Origin of the sequence: Pseudomonas sp. Irchel s3h9 (assembly GCF_900187475.1) — a bacterium.
GTDB classification, from domain to species: Bacteria; Pseudomonadota; Gammaproteobacteria; order Pseudomonadales; family Pseudomonadaceae; genus Aquipseudomonas; species Aquipseudomonas neuropathica.
In genome coordinates this window covers 140958-161102 of the sequence record NZ_FYDH01000002.1, presented here as the reverse complement: position 1 = coordinate 161102, position 20145 = coordinate 140958, and the positions used below count along the sequence as shown (strand labels likewise).

At 56.4% G+C, this 20145-nt stretch carries 18 protein-coding genes; 10 read left to right on the top strand and 8 right to left on the bottom strand.

The features are described 5' to 3' along the window. Positions 1–15: 15 nt before the first annotated feature. The 5 genes from CKW26_RS03630 to CKW26_RS03610 are packed head-to-tail and all read right to left on the bottom strand — an operon-like array spanning position 16 to position 4858. A complete protein-coding gene (locus CKW26_RS03630) occupies positions 16–1038 on the bottom strand; it encodes a polysaccharide biosynthesis/export family protein (protein WP_038369600.1) in 1023 nt (340 codons plus the stop codon). 21 nt (positions 1039–1059) lie between these two features. After that, on the bottom strand, positions 1060–1707 hold the full coding sequence (locus CKW26_RS03625) for a CpsD/CapB family tyrosine-protein kinase (protein ID WP_038369597.1): 648 nt from the start codon (positions 1705–1707) through the stop codon (positions 1060–1062). After that, the gene (locus tag CKW26_RS03620) at positions 1707–2453 is read right to left on the bottom strand and encodes a sugar transferase (protein WP_095047542.1); all 747 of its coding nucleotides are present in this window, start codon (positions 2451–2453) and stop codon (positions 1707–1709) included. Before CKW26_RS03620 ends, CKW26_RS03625 begins: the two co-directional genes overlap by 1 nt. An 18-nt stretch (positions 2454–2471) precedes the next feature. Further along, entirely contained in the window at positions 2472–3509 is a 1038-nt protein-coding gene (locus tag CKW26_RS03615) for an NAD-dependent epimerase (protein ID WP_095047541.1), read from the bottom strand. Continuing rightward, a complete protein-coding gene (locus tag CKW26_RS03610) occupies positions 3506–4858 on the bottom strand; it encodes a UDP-glucose/GDP-mannose dehydrogenase family protein (RefSeq protein ID WP_095047540.1) in 1353 nt (450 codons plus the stop codon). The genes CKW26_RS03615 and CKW26_RS03610 overlap by 4 nt, the downstream gene beginning before the upstream one ends. A gap of 388 nt (positions 4859–5246) precedes the next feature. On the opposite strand from CKW26_RS03610, the gene CKW26_RS03605 reads away from it, so the two are divergent. The 7 genes from CKW26_RS03605 to CKW26_RS03575 all read left to right on the top strand — a co-directional run bounded on the left by CKW26_RS03605 (position 5247) and on the right by CKW26_RS03575 (position 12594). Next, positions 5247–6944: a sulfatase-like hydrolase/transferase gene (locus CKW26_RS03605; RefSeq protein ID WP_095047539.1), complete on the top strand. Its 1698-nt coding sequence runs from the start codon at positions 5247–5249 to the stop codon at positions 6942–6944. Positions 6945–7143: 199 nt separating this feature from the next. Beyond that, complete coding sequence (locus tag CKW26_RS03600) at positions 7144–7797, top strand: ABC transporter ATP-binding protein (protein WP_095047538.1); 654 nt, start codon at positions 7144–7146, stop codon at positions 7795–7797. Continuing rightward, complete coding sequence (locus CKW26_RS03595) at positions 7794–10265, top strand: FtsX-like permease family protein (RefSeq protein ID WP_095047537.1); 2472 nt, start codon at positions 7794–7796, stop codon at positions 10263–10265. The genes CKW26_RS03600 and CKW26_RS03595 overlap by 4 nt, the downstream gene beginning before the upstream one ends. Then, a complete protein-coding gene (locus CKW26_RS03590) occupies positions 10255–11322 on the top strand; it encodes a lipocalin-like domain-containing protein (protein WP_095047536.1) in 1068 nt (355 codons plus the stop codon). The genes CKW26_RS03595 and CKW26_RS03590 overlap by 11 nt, the downstream gene beginning before the upstream one ends. Before the next feature lie 166 nt (positions 11323–11488). Further along, the gene (locus CKW26_RS03585) at positions 11489–11731 is read left to right on the top strand and encodes a hypothetical protein (protein ID WP_095047535.1); all 243 of its coding nucleotides are present in this window, start codon (positions 11489–11491) and stop codon (positions 11729–11731) included. A 10-nt stretch (positions 11732–11741) separates the two neighbouring features. Further along, positions 11742–11924, top strand: coding sequence for a hypothetical protein (locus tag CKW26_RS03580; RefSeq protein ID WP_034152556.1), 183 nt, complete (start codon positions 11742–11744; stop codon positions 11922–11924). A gap of 85 nt (positions 11925–12009) precedes the next feature. Then, a complete protein-coding gene (locus CKW26_RS03575; protein ID WP_095047534.1) occupies positions 12010–12594 on the top strand; it encodes a hypothetical protein in 585 nt (194 codons plus the stop codon). A 340-nt stretch (positions 12595–12934) separates the two neighbouring features. Here the strand turns inward: CKW26_RS03575 and CKW26_RS03570 are convergent, their stop codons facing one another. Then, positions 12935–13738, bottom strand: coding sequence for a glycosyltransferase family 2 protein (locus CKW26_RS03570; protein ID WP_095047533.1), 804 nt, complete (start codon positions 13736–13738; stop codon positions 12935–12937). Positions 13739–13962: 224 nt separating this feature from the next. On the opposite strand from CKW26_RS03570, the gene CKW26_RS03565 reads away from it, so the two are divergent. Together CKW26_RS03565 and CKW26_RS03560 are read left to right on the top strand one after the other, a co-directional pair. Continuing rightward, positions 13963–14775, top strand: coding sequence for a VanW family protein (locus CKW26_RS03565; RefSeq protein WP_095047532.1), 813 nt, complete (start codon positions 13963–13965; stop codon positions 14773–14775). Between the two features lie 205 nt (positions 14776–14980). Further along, entirely contained in the window at positions 14981–15898 is a 918-nt protein-coding gene (locus CKW26_RS03560; protein WP_095047531.1) for an SUMF1/EgtB/PvdO family nonheme iron enzyme, read from the top strand. Positions 15899–16055: 157 nt separating this feature from the next. Here the strand turns inward: CKW26_RS03560 and CKW26_RS03555 are convergent, their stop codons facing one another. Continuing rightward, the gene (locus tag CKW26_RS03555) at positions 16056–16277 is read right to left on the bottom strand and encodes a hypothetical protein (protein ID WP_095047530.1); all 222 of its coding nucleotides are present in this window, start codon (positions 16275–16277) and stop codon (positions 16056–16058) included. Between the two features lie 141 nt (positions 16278–16418). Here CKW26_RS03555 and CKW26_RS03550 point away from each other — a divergent pair, with 141 nt between their 5' ends. Next, positions 16419–17591 (top strand): SUMF1/EgtB/PvdO family nonheme iron enzyme, encoded by a 1173-nt coding sequence (locus CKW26_RS03550; protein ID WP_256579864.1) that lies wholly within the window; start codon positions 16419–16421, stop codon positions 17589–17591. A 32-nt stretch (positions 17592–17623) separates the two neighbouring features. Here CKW26_RS03550 and CKW26_RS03545 read toward each other — a convergent pair whose 3' ends face one another. Then, on the bottom strand, positions 17624–20128 hold the full coding sequence (locus CKW26_RS03545) for a LysM domain-containing protein (RefSeq protein WP_095047529.1): 2505 nt from the start codon (positions 20126–20128) through the stop codon (positions 17624–17626). Between the last annotated feature and the right edge of the window lie 17 nt (positions 20129–20145).

Here is a 20145-nt window from a genome sequence, read left to right as displayed (position 1 = left end):
TCGTTCACCTGAGAGTCAGTTGTCACTGCCTTTGTTGTCGACGCGGTAGCCGAAGCTGAACCCCACGCCCTGGAACAGCACCACATCGGCCAGTTGGCGGGCGAGTTCGCCGGCGCTGGCCAGTTTGGTTTTTGGCACGTAGAGCATGTCGTCCGGTTGCAGGTAAGCGATCTGCGGGGCATCGCCCGACAGTGCTTTCTCGACGTCATAATTCATGGCCTGTACCTGATTGCCGTTGCGCCGCATGATCACCACCGAATCGAGACGCGCCTTGACGTTGGTACCGCGCGCCAGGGTCAGCGCCTCAAGCACCGACACCGGCCGGCGGATCGGGTACGAGCCCGGTTGAGCGACTTCGCCGAGCACGTAGATTTCGTTGCCAGCGGTGGATTTCAGCAGCACATCCACAGTCATCCGTCCCGGCAGTTGCGCGTACTTGCTGTTGAGGAAGGTTTCCAGTTGATTGACGGTCATGCCTTGCAGCGGCACGGCGCCGATTTCCGGAAAACTCGCATAGCCATCGGTGCCGACAGTGATTTCGCGGCTCATGCCGGTGGCCGGGTGGTTCAGCGCGCTTTTGAGGTTCTGCTCGTTGCTCAGCGGGCTCAGAATCTGCACCGAGAGCTGATTGCGGTTGGGCTGGAACAGCTGCTTGCGTTGATAGGCGCGCTGGATTTCCTGCCGCGCCTCGTCGCTGGTCAGCCCGGCGATTTTCACCGAGGTGTTGGCGCCCGGCAGTTCGATGGTGCCGTCAGGCAGCACCAGTTGCGTGCCGTTGAGCTGACTGGCAGCGGTGAAGTTCAGGCCGATCTGGTCACCCGACTGCACGCGGTAAGCGTCCGAGCCGCTGGTACTGATGTGGAAAATCACATCCAGCACGTCTTTCGGGCGCAGGGTCTGCTCGACCCTCGGCATGTCGGTGGCTTGCGCATTGGCCGGTGTGGCGGTGAGGATATTCACCGGCATGTTGCGGGTGTCGGAATTGCTGGAGCAGCCTGCAAGCGGCAGCAACAGCAGGACAAGCATTTTGGCGTTCATGGCGTCATCCTTTGCGTTCGCTTACAGGTTTTTGTAAAGCCATTTGGGCATGTAGTACTTGCGCCGGTTGAACACGCTACCGACCACTTTTGCTCCGGCCTGAGTCAGGCGTTGCACGGCGGCTTGCGCGACTTCCCAGCGGGTGTCTTCGGCGCGTACGACAAGCACCACGCCATCGACCTGAGTGCTGATGACCAGCGTGTCGGCGTCGGAGTACACCGCGTCGCCATCGATCACCACAAAGCGGTACTGGCTGCCCAATTGATCAAGCAACGGGCTCAGACGCTCGGCGGTCAAGTGCTCCAGGGTGCGGATCGGCCGGCCGTTGGGCAGCACGTGGAACGGCAGGCTCGAGACCTGCACCACGCAGTCCTGCAACAGCGGCGGTTTGTCGGGGTTGAACAGCAAGTCGCGCAGGCCGCGCTCCTTGCTCAGGTTCAACTGCTGGGTGAGATTGCTCGCCGACTGACTGGCATCGACCAGCAGCACTTGGCCGCTGCTCATTTGCGCCAGTTGGCTGGCCAGCGCCAGCGCACTGGTGGTGGTGCCTGAGCCGGGGTTGGCGGCGGTCAGGAACAGGATCCGCAGATCGAGATCCAGCACGGTCGAGGTCAGGTTCGATTCGCTGGGGGTGGCGATGCTCAGGCTTTTGTTGGTTGAACCGTCCATTAGCTTGCTCCGTGGCCGCTGAATACTTTGAAGGGGGTTTTCAACAGAATCTTCAGATCAAGCAGAAGGCTCTGCTCGGCGATGTAGCTGAGGTCCAACTCAACGCGCTGGTCGAAGTCGATATTGCTGCGTCCGGAGATCTGCCACAGGCCGGTCATGCCGGGGTAGATCGCCAGACGCGCGAGGTGATTGTCCTTGTAGCGGTAGGCGTTGAACGAGGTCGGACGCGGGCCGACCAGGCGCATGTCGCCGGTCACTACATTGATCAGGTTGGGCAATTCATCAAGGCTGGTGCGCCGCAGGAAACCGCCGATGCGGGTGATGCGCGGGTCGTGGTCGATCTTGAAATCGATCGCGTCGGCACCGTGTTTGTTGAGGTGGCGCAGCGATTCTTTCAAGTCTTCGGCGTTGGCGACCATGGTGCGGAATTTGTACATGCCGAATTTGCGCCCGCGATAACCGGTGCGTTTCTGCACGAACATCACCGGGCCTTCGCTGGTGAATTTGATGGTCAGCGCCAGACCGATCAACAACGGCGAAATCAGCAGCAGAATCAGCAAGGCGCCAAGGCAGGCGACCACGCGATTGGTGCGTGACAGTTGCCATGGGCGACCGCCGTCGCGGCCGGTGAACCAGCCGCGACCCTGGCGATGAATCGCCGCGTCGAGACGCATTCGGTGCTCGGGATCCACGCGCTTGTCGCGGCGCATTTCTAGGATCGGTACACTTTTCTCATGTCCAGTCATGGAGTCCTCCACATTAATTCAGCCGCGAACGGCGCGTGGGCGATAGGCAGTGGGGTAGTAGTCGCGGAACCAGGCGATAAAGCGCCCGAGTCCCTCATCCAGCTCTATCCGGGGCTGAAATCCTGTGGCCTGGGCCAGATCGCTGGCCTCGGCGCAAGTGTTGAGCACGTCGCCCGGTTGCAGTGGCAGCAGCTCGACAATGGCTTTCTGGCCAAGGTGTTTTTCCAGCAGCGCCAGGTAGGTTTTCAGCTCGACCGGGTGCTGTCCGCCGATGTTGAACAGGCGCCATGGCGCCATGCTGCTGGCCGGGTCGGGCTGCTCGCGATCCCACTGCGGGTTGACCTGCGGTGGCTGATCGATAAGGCGGGTGATGCTCTCGATGATGTCGTCGATGTAGGTGAAGTCGCGCTGGTGCTCGCCGTAGTTGAACAGCTTCAGCGGTGTGCCTTCGCTGATCGCCCGGGCGAACTGGATCGGCGACATGTCCGGCCGACCCCATGGCCCGTACACGGTGAAAAAGCGCAGGCCGGTGCAGGGAATGCCGAACAGGTGGCTGTAACTGTGCGCCATCAGCTCGTTGGCTTTCTTGGTTGCGGCGTACAGCGACAGCGGGTGATTGACGCCGTCTTTCACGGAGTAGGGCGTGTGCTGATTGGCGCCGTACACCGAGCTCGATGACGCGTAGATCAGGTGTTCGACCGGGTGATGCCGGCAGCTCTCGAGAATATTGAGGAAACCGTTGAGGTTGCTGTCCAGATACGCCTTGGGATTGTCCAGCGAGTAACGCACCCCGGCTTGCGCGGCGAGGTGAATCACCACTTGCGGACGTTCGCGGACAAACAGCGCTGCGATGGCCGAGGCATCGGCCAGGTCAACCGTAGCGAGCTGGAAATCGCCGGCCTGCTCGCGCACCCACTGCACGCGGTCGTGCTTGAATTGCGGGTTGTAGTAGGCGTTGAAGTTGTCCAGACCGACCACTGAATGCCCGTCGCGCAGCAGCCGCAGCACGCAATGGGCACCAATGAAACCGGCCGCACCGGTGACCAGCACCTTCATGGCCGTAGTCCTTCAGGCGCAATGTGGCGCAGGCCGATGCCGCTGTAATGCAAACCAGCGGCGGCGACTTGTTCCGGGTTGTACAGGTTGCGGCCGTCGATGATCACCCTCGAACGGAGCTTTTCGGCGAGCAACTCGAAATCGACCACGCGGAAGTTTTTCCACTCGGTGCAGATCACCAGTGCGTCGGCGTCTTCCAGGGTGTCGTCGCGGGTGGCGCACAGGTGCAGATCGTTGCGGTAGCCGTAGAGGCGCCGGCATTCGGACATCGCTTCCGGGTCGTAGGCCTGCACGCTGGCTCCCTCGGCCCACAGCGCATCCATCAGATAGCGGCTCGGGGCTTCGCGCATGTCATCGGTGTTGGGTTTGAACGCCAAGCCCCAGATCGCGATGGACTTACCGGCCAGGCCTTGCGGGAATTGCGCTTTCAGTTTGCTGAAGAGGATGTGCCGCTGCAGGTCGTTGACGTCGGTGACGCTGCGCAGCAGTTTCAGCGGCATGCCGTTGTGTTCGGCGGTGTGCAGCAGCGCGCGCAGGTCTTTGGGAAAGCACGAGCCACCGAAGCCGCAGCCAGGATAGATGAAGTGGTAACCGATGCGTGGATCCGAGCCTATGCCTTTGCGCACTGCTTCGATGTCGGCACCGAGCAGTTCGGTGAGATTGGCCAACTCGTTCATGAAGCTGATGCGCGTGGCGAGCATGGCGTTGGCGGCGTACTTGGTCAGCTCGGCGCTGCGGTTGTCCATGAACATCAGTTTTTCGTGGTTGCGGCAGAACGGCGCGTACAACTCGCTCATCTGCTCGCGGGCCGCGTCGTCGTGGGTGCCGACGATGATCCGGTCCGGGCGCATGCAGTCGGCGAGGGCGCTGCCTTCCTTGAGAAATTCCGGGTTGGACACCACCCGCACTTGCAGATCAGTCTTGCCGCGACGCAGCAATTCGCTGTTGGCGGTGGCCAGCACCTGATCGGCGGTGCCGACCGGCACCGTGGATTTGATGATCAGCGTGCGATCGGCCTCCATGTACGAGGCGATTTGCCTGGCGACGTTGAGCACGTGGCTGAGGTCGGCGGAGCCATCCTCATCGGCCGGGGTGCCGACGGCGATGAAAATCAGCTCGGCATGCTCGACGGCGTCGCTGGCCTGGGTGCTGAACAGCAGACGGCCGGCCTTGATGTTTTCCTCAAGCGTGCTCGATAAACCTGGCTCGCTAATGGGCGGCACTGCTTGTTGCAGTTGTTTAATTTTGTTTGGGTCAATGTCCACGCATAAAACGCGATGACCGACATCTGCAAGTGCGGCGGCTTGTATAAGTCCGACATAGCCAGTGCCAAATACGCTCACGTCCATCTGCGCACCTCAATAACACCAAAAGTTAACTGCGGAATGAGATAGTTAAAGGGGTATAGCGCAGCGTTTGAAAAGCGTGTCAGCAAAATGACATGTTGCATCTGTATAACACTTGAGTGTTTTTTGGCGATTGGCCATCAAGTCATTGCTGCGATTGAATTTGTTGCTTTTGTGCAGATTTGTTCAGATTTCAAATATGCGATAAACGGTCGAAAGCCGCTAATTTAAAGGCTTGCGGCGTCGTCGATGTGTCAGATTTGAGTCACCGGTTTTTTGACGCTATCCCTGATAAAACAGTCAATTCTTGCGCTTTGATGGCCGGGTGCTAGTGTCAGGTTCTGACTGACAAACCTTTGACTCCCTGCCGTTTTGCCCGATCGGTATCGCCATGTTCAGATATGCCAAAGAATTGTTCTTAATTGTTTATTTGTTGATGTATTCCGAATATTACATTGATCGGTTAAATGCTATCGGTCTCAGTTTTTCTGTACTTCTTTTTGGCGCGATGTTTTTGGCGCTGACTTTAGCGTTATATCTAACGGCGTATATAAAACAGGCTCTCATTCGCCACGTTTTCGCATTGGCAATGTTTGTCTCGGCAGTGTTTTTCGATGTCTATACCCGGGTCACGGCGGATTACCTGACCTACAGCGGTTTCGTTTCATTGGTTTACTCCGGCGGTTTCATCCAGGAAGCGGCGTACCAGTACCGGGACGCGATCCTGCGTGGCGTGCTTAGCGGTTTGCTGTTGCTGTTCGGCATCGGTCTGAAGCCCCGCCATGGTCTGGCGATTCCCAACGCGTTACGTGTGGCGGCGCCGGTGTGCGGCGTGTTGCTACTCAGTGCGGTGCTGTTCTTGCGTGCGGGAGAGGGCGCGCGTGGCTTGCCGATCATGTACACGCCGCTGGCCTATCTGAATCTGTTTGCCTACGAAGCGCTGCACAACACCGTCGGCCCTCGTGAGCCGGTGACGCTGGCGCGTAACTCGCAAGCCGTTGGGCATGACATCGTGCTGATCATCGATGAAAGCATTTCCGGCAACTATCTGGACATCAACGCGCCGTTTGGGGTGCACAGCAACCTCAAACAAGCGCGTCCCGGCGTCGACATCTTCAATTACGGCTACGCCGCGTCCATCGCCAATTGCAGCGCCGACACCAACGTGACCCTGCGTTACGGCGGCACCCGCGCCGATTACATGCGCATCAACACCACGTTGCCGTCGATCTGGCAGTACGCCAAGAAGGCCGGGCTGCGCACCGTCTACATCGACGCCCAGCGCACCGCCGGCAATCTGCAGAACCTGATGACCGATACCGAGAAGAAGGACATCGATCAGTTCGTGCAATTCGACCAGACCAGCGTGCGCGACCGCGACATGGCAGCAGCGGCGAAGCTGATCGAACTGCTCAACGACGACAAGCCGGAGCTGGTGATGATCAACAAGGTCGGCGCGCATTTTCCGGTGCACGACAAATACCCGGATGCGTTCATGGCTTACCGCCCGACCTTGCCGCGCGGGCAGTTCACCGAAGTGGCCGATACCGGCGAGCGCAACGGCTTCAATGGCCAGCCGGATGACTGGGTGCTGTATCGCAATGCCTACAAGAACACCCTGTTGTGGAACGTCGGCGAGTTTTTCGCGCGGGTGTTCGCCCAAGGCAATCTGAACAATGCGCTGCTGATCTACACCTCTGATCATGGCCAGGATTTGCATGAACGCGGTAATCCGGGGTTGAACACGCATTGCGGCGGCGACCCGGTGGAGGAGGAAGGGTTGGTGCCGCTGGTGGTGATTCAAGGCAGTGCTCTAAAGACGCTGGACTGGTCGGCACAACTGGCGGCGAACAAGGATCGTTCCAGCCACTACAACATTTTCCCGACGCTGTTGCAGTTGATGGGCTATGACCTGGCGGGAATCGAGGCTGTTTATGGCAAGCCACTGAGTGTCGCGACGGCGGATGAGTTCACCTTCAACTACCGCTTCAATGCGCGGTTGGGGGCCAAGCCTGAGTGGAAGCACATTGATCTGGGCAGCATTGTCACGCCGTCGCAGGCGCCGACGAGTGTGGCGGCTGGTCAGTAGACTTTGTGCTGGCAGGACTGGCCCCATCGCTGGCAAGCCAGCTCCCACAGTGTTTTAGGGTGAATTCAATACTTGTGAGCAACGTCATTCCCTGTGGGCGCTGGCTTGCCAGCGATGAGGCCATTGAGTTCACTGCAAGATTCAAGTCTGTCATCGCCATCCGCTATCCTTGCCCCACACTGACCGATCAGGTGGCGGCATGCTTCGTGTTGAAAACGTCTTCAAAAGCTATCTCACCCCGCAAGGCCCATTGCCGGTGCTGCAAGGCGTCGACCTGACGCTGGAATCCGGCAGCAGCCTGGCACTGATGGGCGAATCCGGCAGTGGCAAAAGCACCTTGCTGCACCTGGTGGCCGGCCTCGACAAAGTCGACAGCGGCAGCATTCGCAGCGGCGAGCATCGTCTTGAGGCGATGAACGAAGCGCAACTGGCGAACTGGCGGCGTAGCGAAATCGGCTTGGTGTTCCAGCAGTTCAACTTGATCGGCAGTTTGCGCGTCGAGGACAACCTGGCGTTTCAGGCACGCCTGGCCGGGCGCCACGAGCCGCGTTGGCAGGCGCATCTGGTGCAGCGTCTGGGCTTGGGCGATTTGCTTAAGCGTTATCCCGAGCAACTTTCCGGTGGTCAGCAGCAGCGGGTCGCGTTGGGCCGGGCGCTGGCCTCGCAGCCGAAATTGCTGTTGGCCGATGAGCCCACCGGCAGCCTCGACGAAGCCACCAGCGACGAAGTATTGCGGTTGTTGCTGGAATTGCTCGATGACACGCCAACCACTTTGTTGATGGTCACCCACAGCCCGCGAGTCGCGGCCCGATTGGCGCAGCGAGTGGTGTTGTCCAGCGGGCGGCTGACGTGATCGTTTTCCGACAAACCCTGCGTGCGCTGCTCAGCCATTGGCGGCGTCATCCAGTGCAGTTTTTCAGCGTGCTGACCGGCTTGTGGCTGGCGACCAGTCTGCTCACCGGCGTGGAGGCGCTGAACAGTCAGGCGCGCGACAGTTACGCGCGGGCCAGCCAATTGATCGGTGGCGAACCGCAGGCCAGTCTCAGTACGCCGAACGGGGCGACTTTTGCGCAGCAATGGTTCGTTGATCTGCGCCGAGCGGGCTGGCCGGTATCGCCGCTGTTGCAGGGGCGGTTGCTGCTCAAGGGCATTGAGAATCAGCGGCTGCAATTGATGGGTATCGAACCGGTGTCGTTGCCGGCCGATTCGGCGGTGGCCGGGCAGGCGTTGCCGATTGAGCGTGTTGTCGAGTTTTTCACGCCACCGGGCAGTACGTGGATTTCACCGGAAACCTTGCAGGCGCTGGATCTGCGTGAAGGCGACACGCCGCAAACGGCTAATGGTCTGCGATTGCCGCCGCTGCTCGCGCAAAAGGACATGGCGCCCGGCGTATTGCTGGTGGACATCGGCGTCGCGCAAACCCTGCTTGAACAACCCGGACAATTGTCGCGCCTGTTGCTGCCCAAGGATTTTCACGCCGAGTTGCCGGCCTCCTTCAAAGGTCTGTTGCAAATCAAAAGCAGCGGCGAGGAAAACAATCTGGCGCGGTTGACCGAGAGTTTTCACCTGAATCTCGATGCGTTAGGGTTTTTGTCATTCGTGGTGGGCTTGTTCATCGTCCACGCTGCGATTGGCCTGGCTCTTGAGCAACGACGCGGTCTGCTGCGTACGTTGCGCGCCTGCGGGGTCAGCGCGCGGATGTTGATCGTGTGCCTGATCGTCGAACTGGGTGTGCTGGCGCTGATCGGCGGATTGTTCGGTGTGATCAGCGGCTATTGGCTGGCGAGTGTCTTGCTGCCGGATGTCGCCGCCAGCCTGCGCGGTTTGTACGGCGCGGAAGTGGCGGGGCAGTTGCGCCTCAGTCCGTGGTGGTGGTTCAGCGGCATCGGTTTGAGCCTGCTCGGCGCCTTGCTCGCCGGGTCCAACAGTCTGCTGCGCGCCGCCCGTTTGCCGTTGTTGGCCGTAGCGGATCCGCAAGCCTGGCATCAGCAATATGCACGTTGGCTGCGTCGACAAGGCTGGCTGGCGGCAGTGCTCGGTTTGCTGGCCTTGGTGGCATTGATCTGGGGCGACAGTCTGGCCAGCGGTTTTGTCCTGATGGCCGGGTTGCTGATCGGCGCAGCGTTGGCTTTGCCAGTGTTGCTCAGCGCGCTGTTGAATCAGTTGCTCGGGCGCAGTCGCTCGGTGCTGGGGCAGTGGTTTCTTGCCGATTGCCGTCAGCAACTGCCGGCACTGAGCCTGGCGCTGATGGCGCTGCTTTTGGCACTCGCCGCCAACATCGGTGCCGGCAGCATGACCGCCGGTTTTCGCCAGACCTTCGATGACTGGCTCGAACAACGCCTGAGCGCCGAGCTGTATATCAACCCGAGCAATCCGGCACAGTCGCGGGAAATGTACAGCTGGCTAAAACAGCAGCCGAACATTGCGGCGATTCTGCCCAACTGGCAGGTCGCGGTGACGTTGCAGGGCTGGCCGGCGGAAGTGTTCGGCATCATCGATCACGCGTATTACCGCCAGCACTGGCCGTTGCTCGATGTCAGTGGCAGCGACCCGTGGGCGCATCTGGCCACGGATGATGCGGTGATGCTCAGTGAGCAAATCGCCCGGCGCCTGAAACTACACGTGGGTGAACACGTGGCGATTCCGACACCCAACGGCACTTGGTCGCCGCGCATCGTTGGCATCTACGCCGACTACGGCAATCCCAAGGGGCATTTGCTGGTCAGCATCCACCACCTGCTGCGCGGCTGGCCGCAACTGACGCCGAACCGCTTCAATTTGCGTATTGACCCGCAGAATATCCCGGGACTTTTAGCAGCATTGCAGACGCGTTTTCAACTCGATGACAGTCGCATCGTTGATCAGGCGCGGCTCAAGGGCTGGTCGGTGCAGGTCTTCGAACGGACCTTTGCGGCGACGGCGGCGTTGAACAGTTTGACCCTGGCGGTGGCGGGTGTGGCGCTGTTCATCAGCCTGCTGACGCAAAGCCAGAGTCGCCTAGGTCAACTCGCACCGCTGTGGGCGTTGGGCGTAACGCGGCGGCAATTGATGCTGCTCAATCTTGGTCAGACCTGGCTGTTGGCGGTGCTGACGCTGGTGTTAGCGTTGCCGTTGGGGATCGCGCTGGCATGGTGCCTGGATGCGGTGATTAACGTTCAGGCGTTTGGCTGGCGGTTGCCGTTGCGGGTGTTTCCGCTGCAATTGCTGCAATTGATGGGGCTGGCGTTGCTGGCGACGTTACTGGCCTCGGCGTGGCCACTGTACTCGCTGTACCGCACGCAACCGGCGGACCTGTTGAGGACGTTTGCCCATGAGGATTAACTTCGTTGTGCTGATGATTTTGTTGCTGCTCGGCGGTTGCGATCAATCGGCACCGGAGCAGAAGGGCTTCGCCGGGATGGGCAATCAGGCGATGGCGTTTACGCCGGTGGTGCCGGGGCGGGTGTTCAGTTTTCCGGCAGATCACGCTGCCCATGCGGGTTTTCGCATCGAGTGGTGGTACGTCACCGCCAATCTCAAGGATCAGCAGGGTAACGAATTCGGCGTGCAGTGGACGCTGTTTCGCAGTGCATTGAAACCAGTGGCGGAGCAGGCCGGGTGGGCTGATCAGACGATCTGGCTGGGGCATGCGGCGGTGACTTCGAGCACGGTGCATCACGCCGCCGAACGTTACGCCCGAGGCGGGGTGGGGCAGGCGGGTGTGCAACTGGCGCCGTTCGAGGCGTGGATCGATGATTGGCGGTTCGCCAGTCAGGCGCAGGATCCCCTGAGCGACCTGCAACTCAGCGCTCGCGACAAGGATTTCGCCTATCAACTGCACCTCACCTCAAGTCGCCCGTTGGTGTTGCAGGGCGACAAGGGTTTCAGCCAGAAATCCGAAGAAGGTCAGGCGTCGTATTACTACAGTCAGCCGTTTTTTCAGGCTAGCGGCACGTTGCAGATTGACGGCCAGAGCTACGCCGTCAGTGGCCCCGCGTGGCTCGATCGCGAATGGAGCAGCCAGCCGCTGACCGCCAATCAAACCGGTTGGGACTGGTTCTCTCTGCACCTGGACAGCGGTGAACACGTGATGCTGTACCGCATGCGCCAGAAGGACGGCGCGCCGTATCTCACCGGCACGTGGATCTCTGCCGATGGCCAGACGCAAACCCTGCGCAGTTCGCAGATCCAGCTCACCCCGCAAGAAACCTCTAAAGTTGCCGGCCGGGCGATGCCGGTGAAATGGTCGATCAGCATCCCCGACAAACACCTCGACATCAGCCTCGACGCGCTCAACCCCAATGCCTGGATGAACCTGCGCATCCCGTATTGGGAAGGCCCGGTGCACATCAGCGGCAGTCATCCCGGCCGGGGCTATCTGGAAATGACCGGGTACTGAAAGGTATCCGCAAATCCCTATAGGAGCTGCCGAAGGCTGCGATCTTTCGATATTGGTTTTAAAAGCAACCTCAACAGATCGCAGCCTTCGGCAGCTCCTACAAAGGATCGGTTTGAACTTGGGTTGGTGTGTTGTCCTCTACAGAAAAATCTGCCGAGGATTAGCCATGAGCGACGACCTGCACCCCCCAGACATGACCACCTGGCAGCGCCTTTTCGACGACCAGACCTACTGGCAGCAATCCCCCGACGCGCACTATTTTGACTTGCAACGCGTCGCCGACGACCTGCTCGGCCAAGGCGCCATCGACCTTGAGCAATGGCAGATCCTGCGCGCCAAAGCCGACGACCTGCACAAGGATTCACCCGCGATTAACGTCACCCGTGAACTCGACGACCCCGAAGCCTGAGGACAACCCCATGAAACCCATCACCCAAGGCGAACACCCCGACGAACCCCGTCCACCCGGCGAAACCGAACGCGACAACGACGCCCTGCGCCCCACCGACCCGAAACAGCGTGAAAACACTGGCAAAGGCACGCCCAGCGGCGAATCCACCGCGCAGGACACCGCAAAACAACAAACACCCGCCAAGCCCTGAACAGCGTCTATGCTCAGTGGCACGCCCGGCGTCGAAGCCGCTTCAACGCCGGGCGCTGCCATTCATCACAGGGAAAGTATTGATTATGAAGCTCGACGCACTGGCCAAGGCCATCACCCTCGCAACCGTACTGTCCGCCACCAGCTTCGGCGCTCTGGCTGCCGATATTCCGCTGTCTGCCACTGTTGAAGCCGATCAGGTCACCACCAAAGTGATCTCCGTCGATGCCGCCAACCATCAGGTTGTGCTCGAAGGGGCCGAAGGCAAGCCGGTTCACGTTCAGCTCAGTGACAAGGCGAAAAACCTCGCCAATCTGAAGGTGGGCGATCAGGTCAACATCCAGGTACAGCGTTCTGTCGCCGCTTACCTCGACACCGATGTGGATAAAGGTCTGCCTGGCACTACCGAACGTACCGGTGAGTTGCGTAAGGCTCCGGGCAGCGATAACCCCGGCGGCGAGGCGTATCGTCAGGTTCAGGTGCAGTTGAAAATCACCAAAATTGATTTGAAGACAAATCAGGTGACCCTGCAAAACCCGCAAGGTCAATCGAAAGTCCTCGACGTGAAACAGCCTGAAATTCAAGCCAAGCTGAAAGATCTGAAAGAAGGGCAGAGCGTTATTGTCACTTACACCGATATCTTAAAAGTGACCAGTCAACACGAAAGTTGAGTATTAGCTCTACAGAATGATTGTTCTTGTACAGGTTTATGTATGAGAACAATCATATAAAAGAATCTGTAAGAAGTTTCCCGGTAAATATCGGTGGGCAACACTTTTTAACTTTCCAGTACAAAAATTTCATGTTTAAGCATGAGGACATATCTGCCAACTTCAATTAAAATCCTCCCCGTTCGCCCAGTGTCAGGGCTCTTTACCGGTGCATGGATTGCCAGGCCATTACACTGGGCGAACACCTCTTCGGAGTAGTTGTATACAATTTCTGCAAACAAAAAGGGCGACTTTACAGTCGCCCTTTTTGTTTGCCGTGAATTAAGTCGAGGTCTGCCCCTCAGGCTTGTTGCCCTTGGAGGCGCTTCAACGTCGCTTGATACATTTTCGTCCTGCGGTGATTTTTGCCGTAGGTGCCTGCAGCGGCGACGGTTCCTGACTGGATGTGGTCCAGATAACTGAAAATCTTGCGCGGCGACAAAAACTTGATGCCATAGCCCAGGCTGCTCATGCGATCTTGCAGCGTATAACCCGGCACCTCTTCATCCATGCAGAAGTGCAGACCCTGGGACTTCATCAAACGCGCATTCCACAATGTGCAGAAACTTTTCAGATGAGTTTCTTTGTAGGGTCTTGGCATTTTCGAGCGCAGGCCCAGACGCACTTTTGCTTTGCGAACATAGTGCTTGCAAAAGCGCGAAGTTAGTCGCCACGTATCACGCAAAACTCCCCGATTGAGTTGTTCGACACAACCGACTGCGGCCATGTCCGGGGTTTTCGTGCACTCGCGCATCATCATGGCAAACACCTCTTTGTCGTAGACAAAGGTATCGGTGTGCAGCAGAAACAGATAATCGGTGTCGACTTTTTCCAGCGCCAGATCCAGTGCTTTACCGTGCGCAATATGGCCGGCTTCCTTGCCCGGCGAAGGCCGTTCAATCAAGTTGATCCAGTCGAGCGAACGCAAGTAATCGAGACTGGCATCCGCCGAATCGTTGTCCACCACCCACACCGGAATGTGTTGTTCCTGGACATGCTCACGCAAAAGCTCGAGGCACATTCGGGTGATGTCCGGGGTTTTGTAATTTACCAAGACAAGGCTGAAATTCGACGCTGGCTGGGCTGGTAAATCAAACGCTTTCATGTCGGAAGGACTCATCTGCGATTCAAGGACAACAGGGTTTCGTTGCCGCGATCGTAGCGAGGCAACCTTAGTCGAACCTTAATTTGCGGATGTGACGGTAGATGTATGCCGAAGAGAGGCTGCTGGTCTAATGAAATGCATGGGGTGCTGCCGGTCATTACCGGATAAAATGCGCGCCCCCCTCACGGCTCAAGGAAGAAACGGCGCGCGCCGTTGTGTCACGGATGAAACCACTCTCCCTCTACCACCCAGCCCTCTACTGGCTGCGCGTGTGGCAAAAAAGACTGTTCCGCCAGCTTGCCTGGCGCTGCTCTAGCAAACGCTACGCACGCCCCGTCGCCGCAGCCGAGCGCCTGCCATTTCGCTACCTCAAACACACCTCAAAACTCATCCGCAAACTCGGCGACTCCGACCTCGCCCTGCAACACAACAAAGTCATCAACCTCAAACTCGCCGTCGCCGCCATCGACAGCGTCATCATCGGCCCCGGCGAACACTTCTCCTTCTGCCGCCTCGTCGGCCGCCCGACGTTGAAGCGCGGCTACGTTGAAGGCATGGAACTGTCCTTCGGCGAGGCACGACGCGGGGTAGGCGGTGGCATTTGCCAACTGAGCAACCTGATTCACTGGATGGCCATTCATTCACCGCTGGTGGTGGTCGAACGCTCCAACCACAGCTTCGACCCGTTTCCGGATGAGGGGAGGGTGCTGCCGTTCGGGTCCGGGGCGGCGATTTTCTACAACTACGTTGATCTGGTGCTGCATAACCCGACGGATCGGCACTTTCAGCTGAAATTGAACGTCGGCGAGACACAACTCGAAGGGGAGTTGCTGTGTGATCGGGTGAGGGAATATCGCTACCACGTGTTCCAGGAGGCACACCGGTTTGTGCGAGAGGGCAGCAGGGTGTTTCGCGAGAACGAGATTTGGCGAGAGGTCAGGGAAAAGGGGCAGGTGGGGCAGTTGGTGGAAAGGGAGAGGCTTTATCGGAATCGGGTCGTGGTGAAGTATGAAGTGGCGGGCGAACTGGTTGAGTAGATGCATCGTGAATGCGGGGTTTCAGCTTCGATGATGTGACTTTTGCTCTTCAGTTTTTCGTGGATTTTTATGCGGGTTAGCCGTTGCCTTTCGGGCACTTTATAAGGGATTTTTAGTGATACGTCCGTATGCGTTAGCCCTGGCAAGCACGATGCTTTTGACCGGATGCGGTGCAGAGTCGGGTTCTTTACCCAGCAGTCAAAGTATGTCCCCTGAAAAGGTGGCCTCGATCGCGACGACAATCAAAACGAAATACCCTGACCTTCCCAGCGAACTTCGTGACAAGGTTCTCAACACGGTTGTGCAGTCGATCGACAATATGGTTTTTGTTGAGGGCGGGCAATTTGATATGGGGGATTTTGGCTGGATTTGTGAGTATGACGAGAAAGATGTTTGTACCTGGCCTTGCGGGCAGGAGCCGGAGCAGCTTTGTAATATTAGTAGCAAAGGCAATGATGATTTTGTTCATCCGGTGAAGTTGAGCAGTTACTATCTCTCAAAGTATCAGGCTACGTTGGTGGATTTCGACCTTTTTTTCGTGGCTAACGGTAAAAATCTTTATGATGAAGAAGATCGAAAACGTGAAGATCTAAAAGAGCTTTACTTGCCTAATCTTCCAGCGCCAACTCAAAGCTGGCAGGAGGCAAAAGATTATTGTAGGTGGATTGGGAGCTTAAGTGGTTACGAAGTCGACTTGCCTACAGAAGCGCAATGGGAGTTTGCTGCCCGGAATCGCGGACAACATATTTTGTTTCCTACTGATACCGGAAACCTTGATTACGGCAAGAACTTTCCGATAGAGAAGGAAGATGAAACGTTTGAAGTGGATCGTTTTGCGCCCAATCCGCTGGGCATATACGGTCTTTCAGGTAATTCCACTGATTGGGTAAATGATTGGTATGCCGAAGACTACTACAAGGTTTCTCCTCTGGAAAATCCACAAGGACCAAGCTCTGGTGAGTTAAGAGTCAGACGTGGTTCAAATATTTTAGAAGCGCCACTATCCGCTGCTCCACTTGTTCGTCGATGGCCTGCGAAATCGAAGCATAAATATCACTCCAGTACGATGAGTTTTAGATGCGTTATTCAAAAAAATGAGCTGCTTCAACATGATAAGAGGTAAAAGTAAATTCGGGAAAGGCGAAGTTTAGAGCGCATAAGAGTGCAGGTCTTCACGGGAGAGCTATATCTAAAATAAGGAAGGCGTTGCTATCCCCGCTCGCTTACTAAAACTCCAGGGTTGTGATCTGCGCGTAGTTGATTGTCAAAGATAGGCTGACTCACCCATACATATACAAAAGGTCATTGATCAGTTCAAGCTCTTGCTGGGTGCGTTGAACCATGTTGTAGCGTCGAATGCCCTCGAGTATTCCTCTGGTCGGGATTTGCCGCGATGGATCCTGAACGACTTCGACCATATGATCGTAATCTGGGGCGTTTCCCTTGAGATATTTTTCGATCAGCTCTTTGAGTAATACGCGAGCTTGTTCATCGGTTAGCACTTTTACTTCTCCGGCAAAGTGGCGGTGTCGGTTATTTTGGGTTTATTCGGAGGCACGCGAAGCTTAATTTCGAGAAAGCGTGGTCTTTTCACGGTGCTTGCGGAATGCTGTTGGGGCACTGGTGAGCTGGGTGAGCTTGCCATGCATGTGCAGGACAAAACGCAGTCATCGATAGAGCTTGCCACCTCAGCGGGCGATCAAAAGTCTCCGTTGCCGAAGCGGCGGGCTTCGTTATGCATACGCTGCTCGTTTCAACAGTTTGTTGTGATCGTAGGGAATGGTAAGGTTTACATTTTGACGCACCCTATAAGGATATTGCCTGTGTTACGTCAGTTTGTACTTGCCCTGCCAGCCATGCTGTTCCTGGTCGGCTGCGAGGCCGAATCCGGTCCCCTACCTAGCAGCAAGAGCCTCTCTCCTGAAAAGGTGGCGTCCATCGCGACGACGATCAAGACGAAATATCCTGCCTTATCCAGCGAAATGCGTGACAAGGTGCTCAAAACGGTTGTGCAGTCGATCGACAATATGGTGTTCGTCGAAGGTGGCCAATTTGACATGGGCGACTTCGGCTGGATTTGCGAATATGACGAAAAAGATGTTTGCGCTTGGCCCTGCGGGCAGGAGCCCGAGCAACTTTGTAATATAAGCCCAAATGGTAATGATGATTTTGTGCACCCCGTAAAACTGAGCGGATATTATATTTCCAGATTTCAAGCGACGTTGGGGGATTTTGATTTATTCTTTGTTGCGAACAATAAGCCGCTATACGATCAGAAGTATCGAGAGCGTGATGATTTAAAATTTCGTTATGAGCCTGATCTGCCAGCTCCAACTAAGGATTGGCAGGAAGCTACAGATTATTGTAAATGGATTGGCGATCTTAGTGGGTATGCGGTGGAGCTACCGACTGAAGCTCAGTGGGAATATGCTGCTCGCAGTCGTGGGCAGCATTTATTGTTTCCTACCGATAGTGGAAGTCTGGATTTTGGAAAAAACTTCCCTATCGAAGACGAAGAACATAACTTTCCAGTCGGCCGCTTTGCACCTAATAAATTAGGGATATATGGCCTTTCGGGTAATTCAACTGATTGGGTTAGTGACTGGTATGATAAGGATTATTACAAAAACTCTCCGCTTGAGAATCCGCAAGGTCCAGAGTCTGGAACTCAAAGAATTAGACGCGGCTCAACCGTTTTAGAAGCGCCTTTATCCGCTGCGCCAATGATCCGTCGTTGGGCTACCAATCCCGAGCAGAAATACCATACTAGTGATACTAGTTTTCGGTGTGCAATTCAAACAAGTGCACCATTGTAGCTTCGATTAAGGGCGCCCTTGAGGGCGCCTTTTTAAGCTAATCCGTCATATAAATTGCTTCTTTTTGCAGCCATAAGAGTTCTTTCTTTCCGCCATGGTAGGCCGGGATTCCACGCAAGCATCACTTCTGAGCTATTTGATGTGTTGCTATTGACTGCCAAAGACTTAATAAAGCGATTGAATTGCTGTTGCTCGGTTCCGTCGAGTAATGCGTTGATTCGATTTAGACTTTTCATTGGGTCAACTTTTTCTCCTCCTTTCGAACAGTGTTCAAGTACTTGGATGAAGTGTCGCCAAGTACGAAGGTGTGAAAGTAAAAGGATGACGGCTTTTTCCTGGTCTTGTGCCCAGCTCTCTACGAAGCTTTCAGTCAGCAGATAAATCATTGGTCCAATTGTTTCGGGAGGCAAAATATTAAGAGGGATTCTTTTTTGGTTGACTGTTACGGATTGGTTTGCGATTAGGTAGCTGGCCATTTTTTGTGCTTCTAATTTGGTGGCTTCGCGGTTTTCCCACCATACATTTATATCACGTGCGCTATCCGAGAACGCTTTACCCACAGCTTCTCCAGGGCTGGAGACTATTTGGAAAATACCTCTGGCTATGTAATTAAAAGCATCTTTCGTCACGGCTAGCTGATAGTGGAAGTCAGCTTTAGATAATGCGCTGCAAAGTACATAGGCTAAATCGCCAATCTTCTCTATATCAACCACCGTACCAAAACCACCACCTGCACCCGGCCCAAAAACCAAGCTTGCCTTACAGTTAATCGCTAATCGATCTTCCCGAATCTCAATACCAAAATCAAAACCCGCCCCAATACCCAGAGCCACATTTCCTTCAGCCTTGATTTCAACCAGGCTCGACCAATCAGTGCTGCCGCTATCGTTTGCCTGTCCTGCGACGATTTTTCCTACCCCTAGTTTGGTCGAATCAAGCCACTTCAAGGTACCTGTCAAAGTGCCGCCGCCTTGCACGCCGGCGAAAGCATTACCCTTCACCCCTAGGCTGCCGCCGCGTCGTTTGTCGACTGCAATATCGGGGGTGCTTAGAAAAGCGGTCGCACCGGAGGCTTCCGCTTCCTTTGGTTTGTATTGGGCTTTGACACCGGCCTGACCTTGCGCCGTTGCTCCAACGAAACACGACAACTCCACCTTGCCTTCGAGTCGGAAGACACCGATATCGCTGACGACTTCCTTACCCTCGGCATTGCGGTAAGGCATGCGCACCACATACCCACCCTGGTCGGGGAAAAAACCCTTGATCGCTGCAGAGCCTTCGGCCAATGAGATCGCCGCACTGCCTTTGACGCCGATTTCGACATTGCCCTTGCCTGGTTCCCAACTATTGATTCCGGCACTGGCGGTGGCGGCAAAGCGAAAGGCGTGAGCCTCAGCGGAGACTGCGTATATCGCCGAGTCAGCCTCATTGGAGGTCCAGGAGCACTCTTTGTGGAGTGCGTTGAGTAAATTGTCCTCTTTGCTCGTCCACGAGGTGAGTTTGGCTTCCAGGCTGCCGAGAGGGCTGGTTTTGCGGGCGTCGGAGACGGCCGCTCTGATGTCCTTTATCAGGTTCTTCGCGAGATTCTTATCGAAAGGCTTGCCTTGCATCACTGTGGTAGGGACCTTGACACTCCATGTGAACCGCTCCCGATCCCGAACCGGGATGTAGTGACGCCGGGTCGGATCACGGAAGGAAATGTATTCGACCGGAGTGATACCGGTTTTTATCTGTTTGCCCTTTTGAATATCAGTGCCTTGGCCCTTCCCATGTTTGATGTCAGGGGCCGCCCCGTTAGCACTGGTGGAGCTGTCGCCAGCTTCGGCTTTGCCTTGCGCGGCGATCCGGGTCCGCAGCGATTGTATTTCGGCGTTCAGTTCGGCGACCTTTTTGTCTCGCAAGCCTTCCCAATTGGTTTCCAGATAGTTGCCTTCAAAGGCCGGCTGGGGCGTGTAACGGTTATACCAATCGCGGGCCTTTTGCACGGTCGCGAGTTGGCCCTGCAGATCTTCCTTGCGCTCGATGACGGTTTTCGGTTTTGCCTCCACGGGAGGGGAGCGCTGTAACAGGCCGGCCTCTTCAGCCTTGGCGTTCCACTTGTCTTTAACGCAACTCGTGCAGGAGCAAGAAGCCTGAGGATCTTTGTGTTTGGCGCACTTGCTGGCTTCGGTCGCGCTGGCCAGATTTTGATGCAGCTCATCCATCAGTTTTTTGACGAGGTCGGACTGCTGTTTGAGTGCGTTCGATTCTTTCTCCGTCAGTATGTAGAAGTGCTCTTCGCCGGTGATATGGATGACTTCGACCAGTTCGTCCTTGCACTCGACGGCACCTTTGACGGCCGTTGTGCTCTGGTTATCGGCGTGCTTGGGCGGTGGCAGGCTCTTGGCCGCAGGCAACTTCAACGCCCAACCGGTCTTGATGTGGTTGGGGTCGGTAATGATCGGATTCAGGGCCCGCAGATCTGCCACGGAGCATTTGTTGGCGGCGGCAATGCTGCCAAGAGTGTCGCCGCTCTTAACGGTGTAAGTGTTGCTCATTGCTCGTCGTCCTTGTG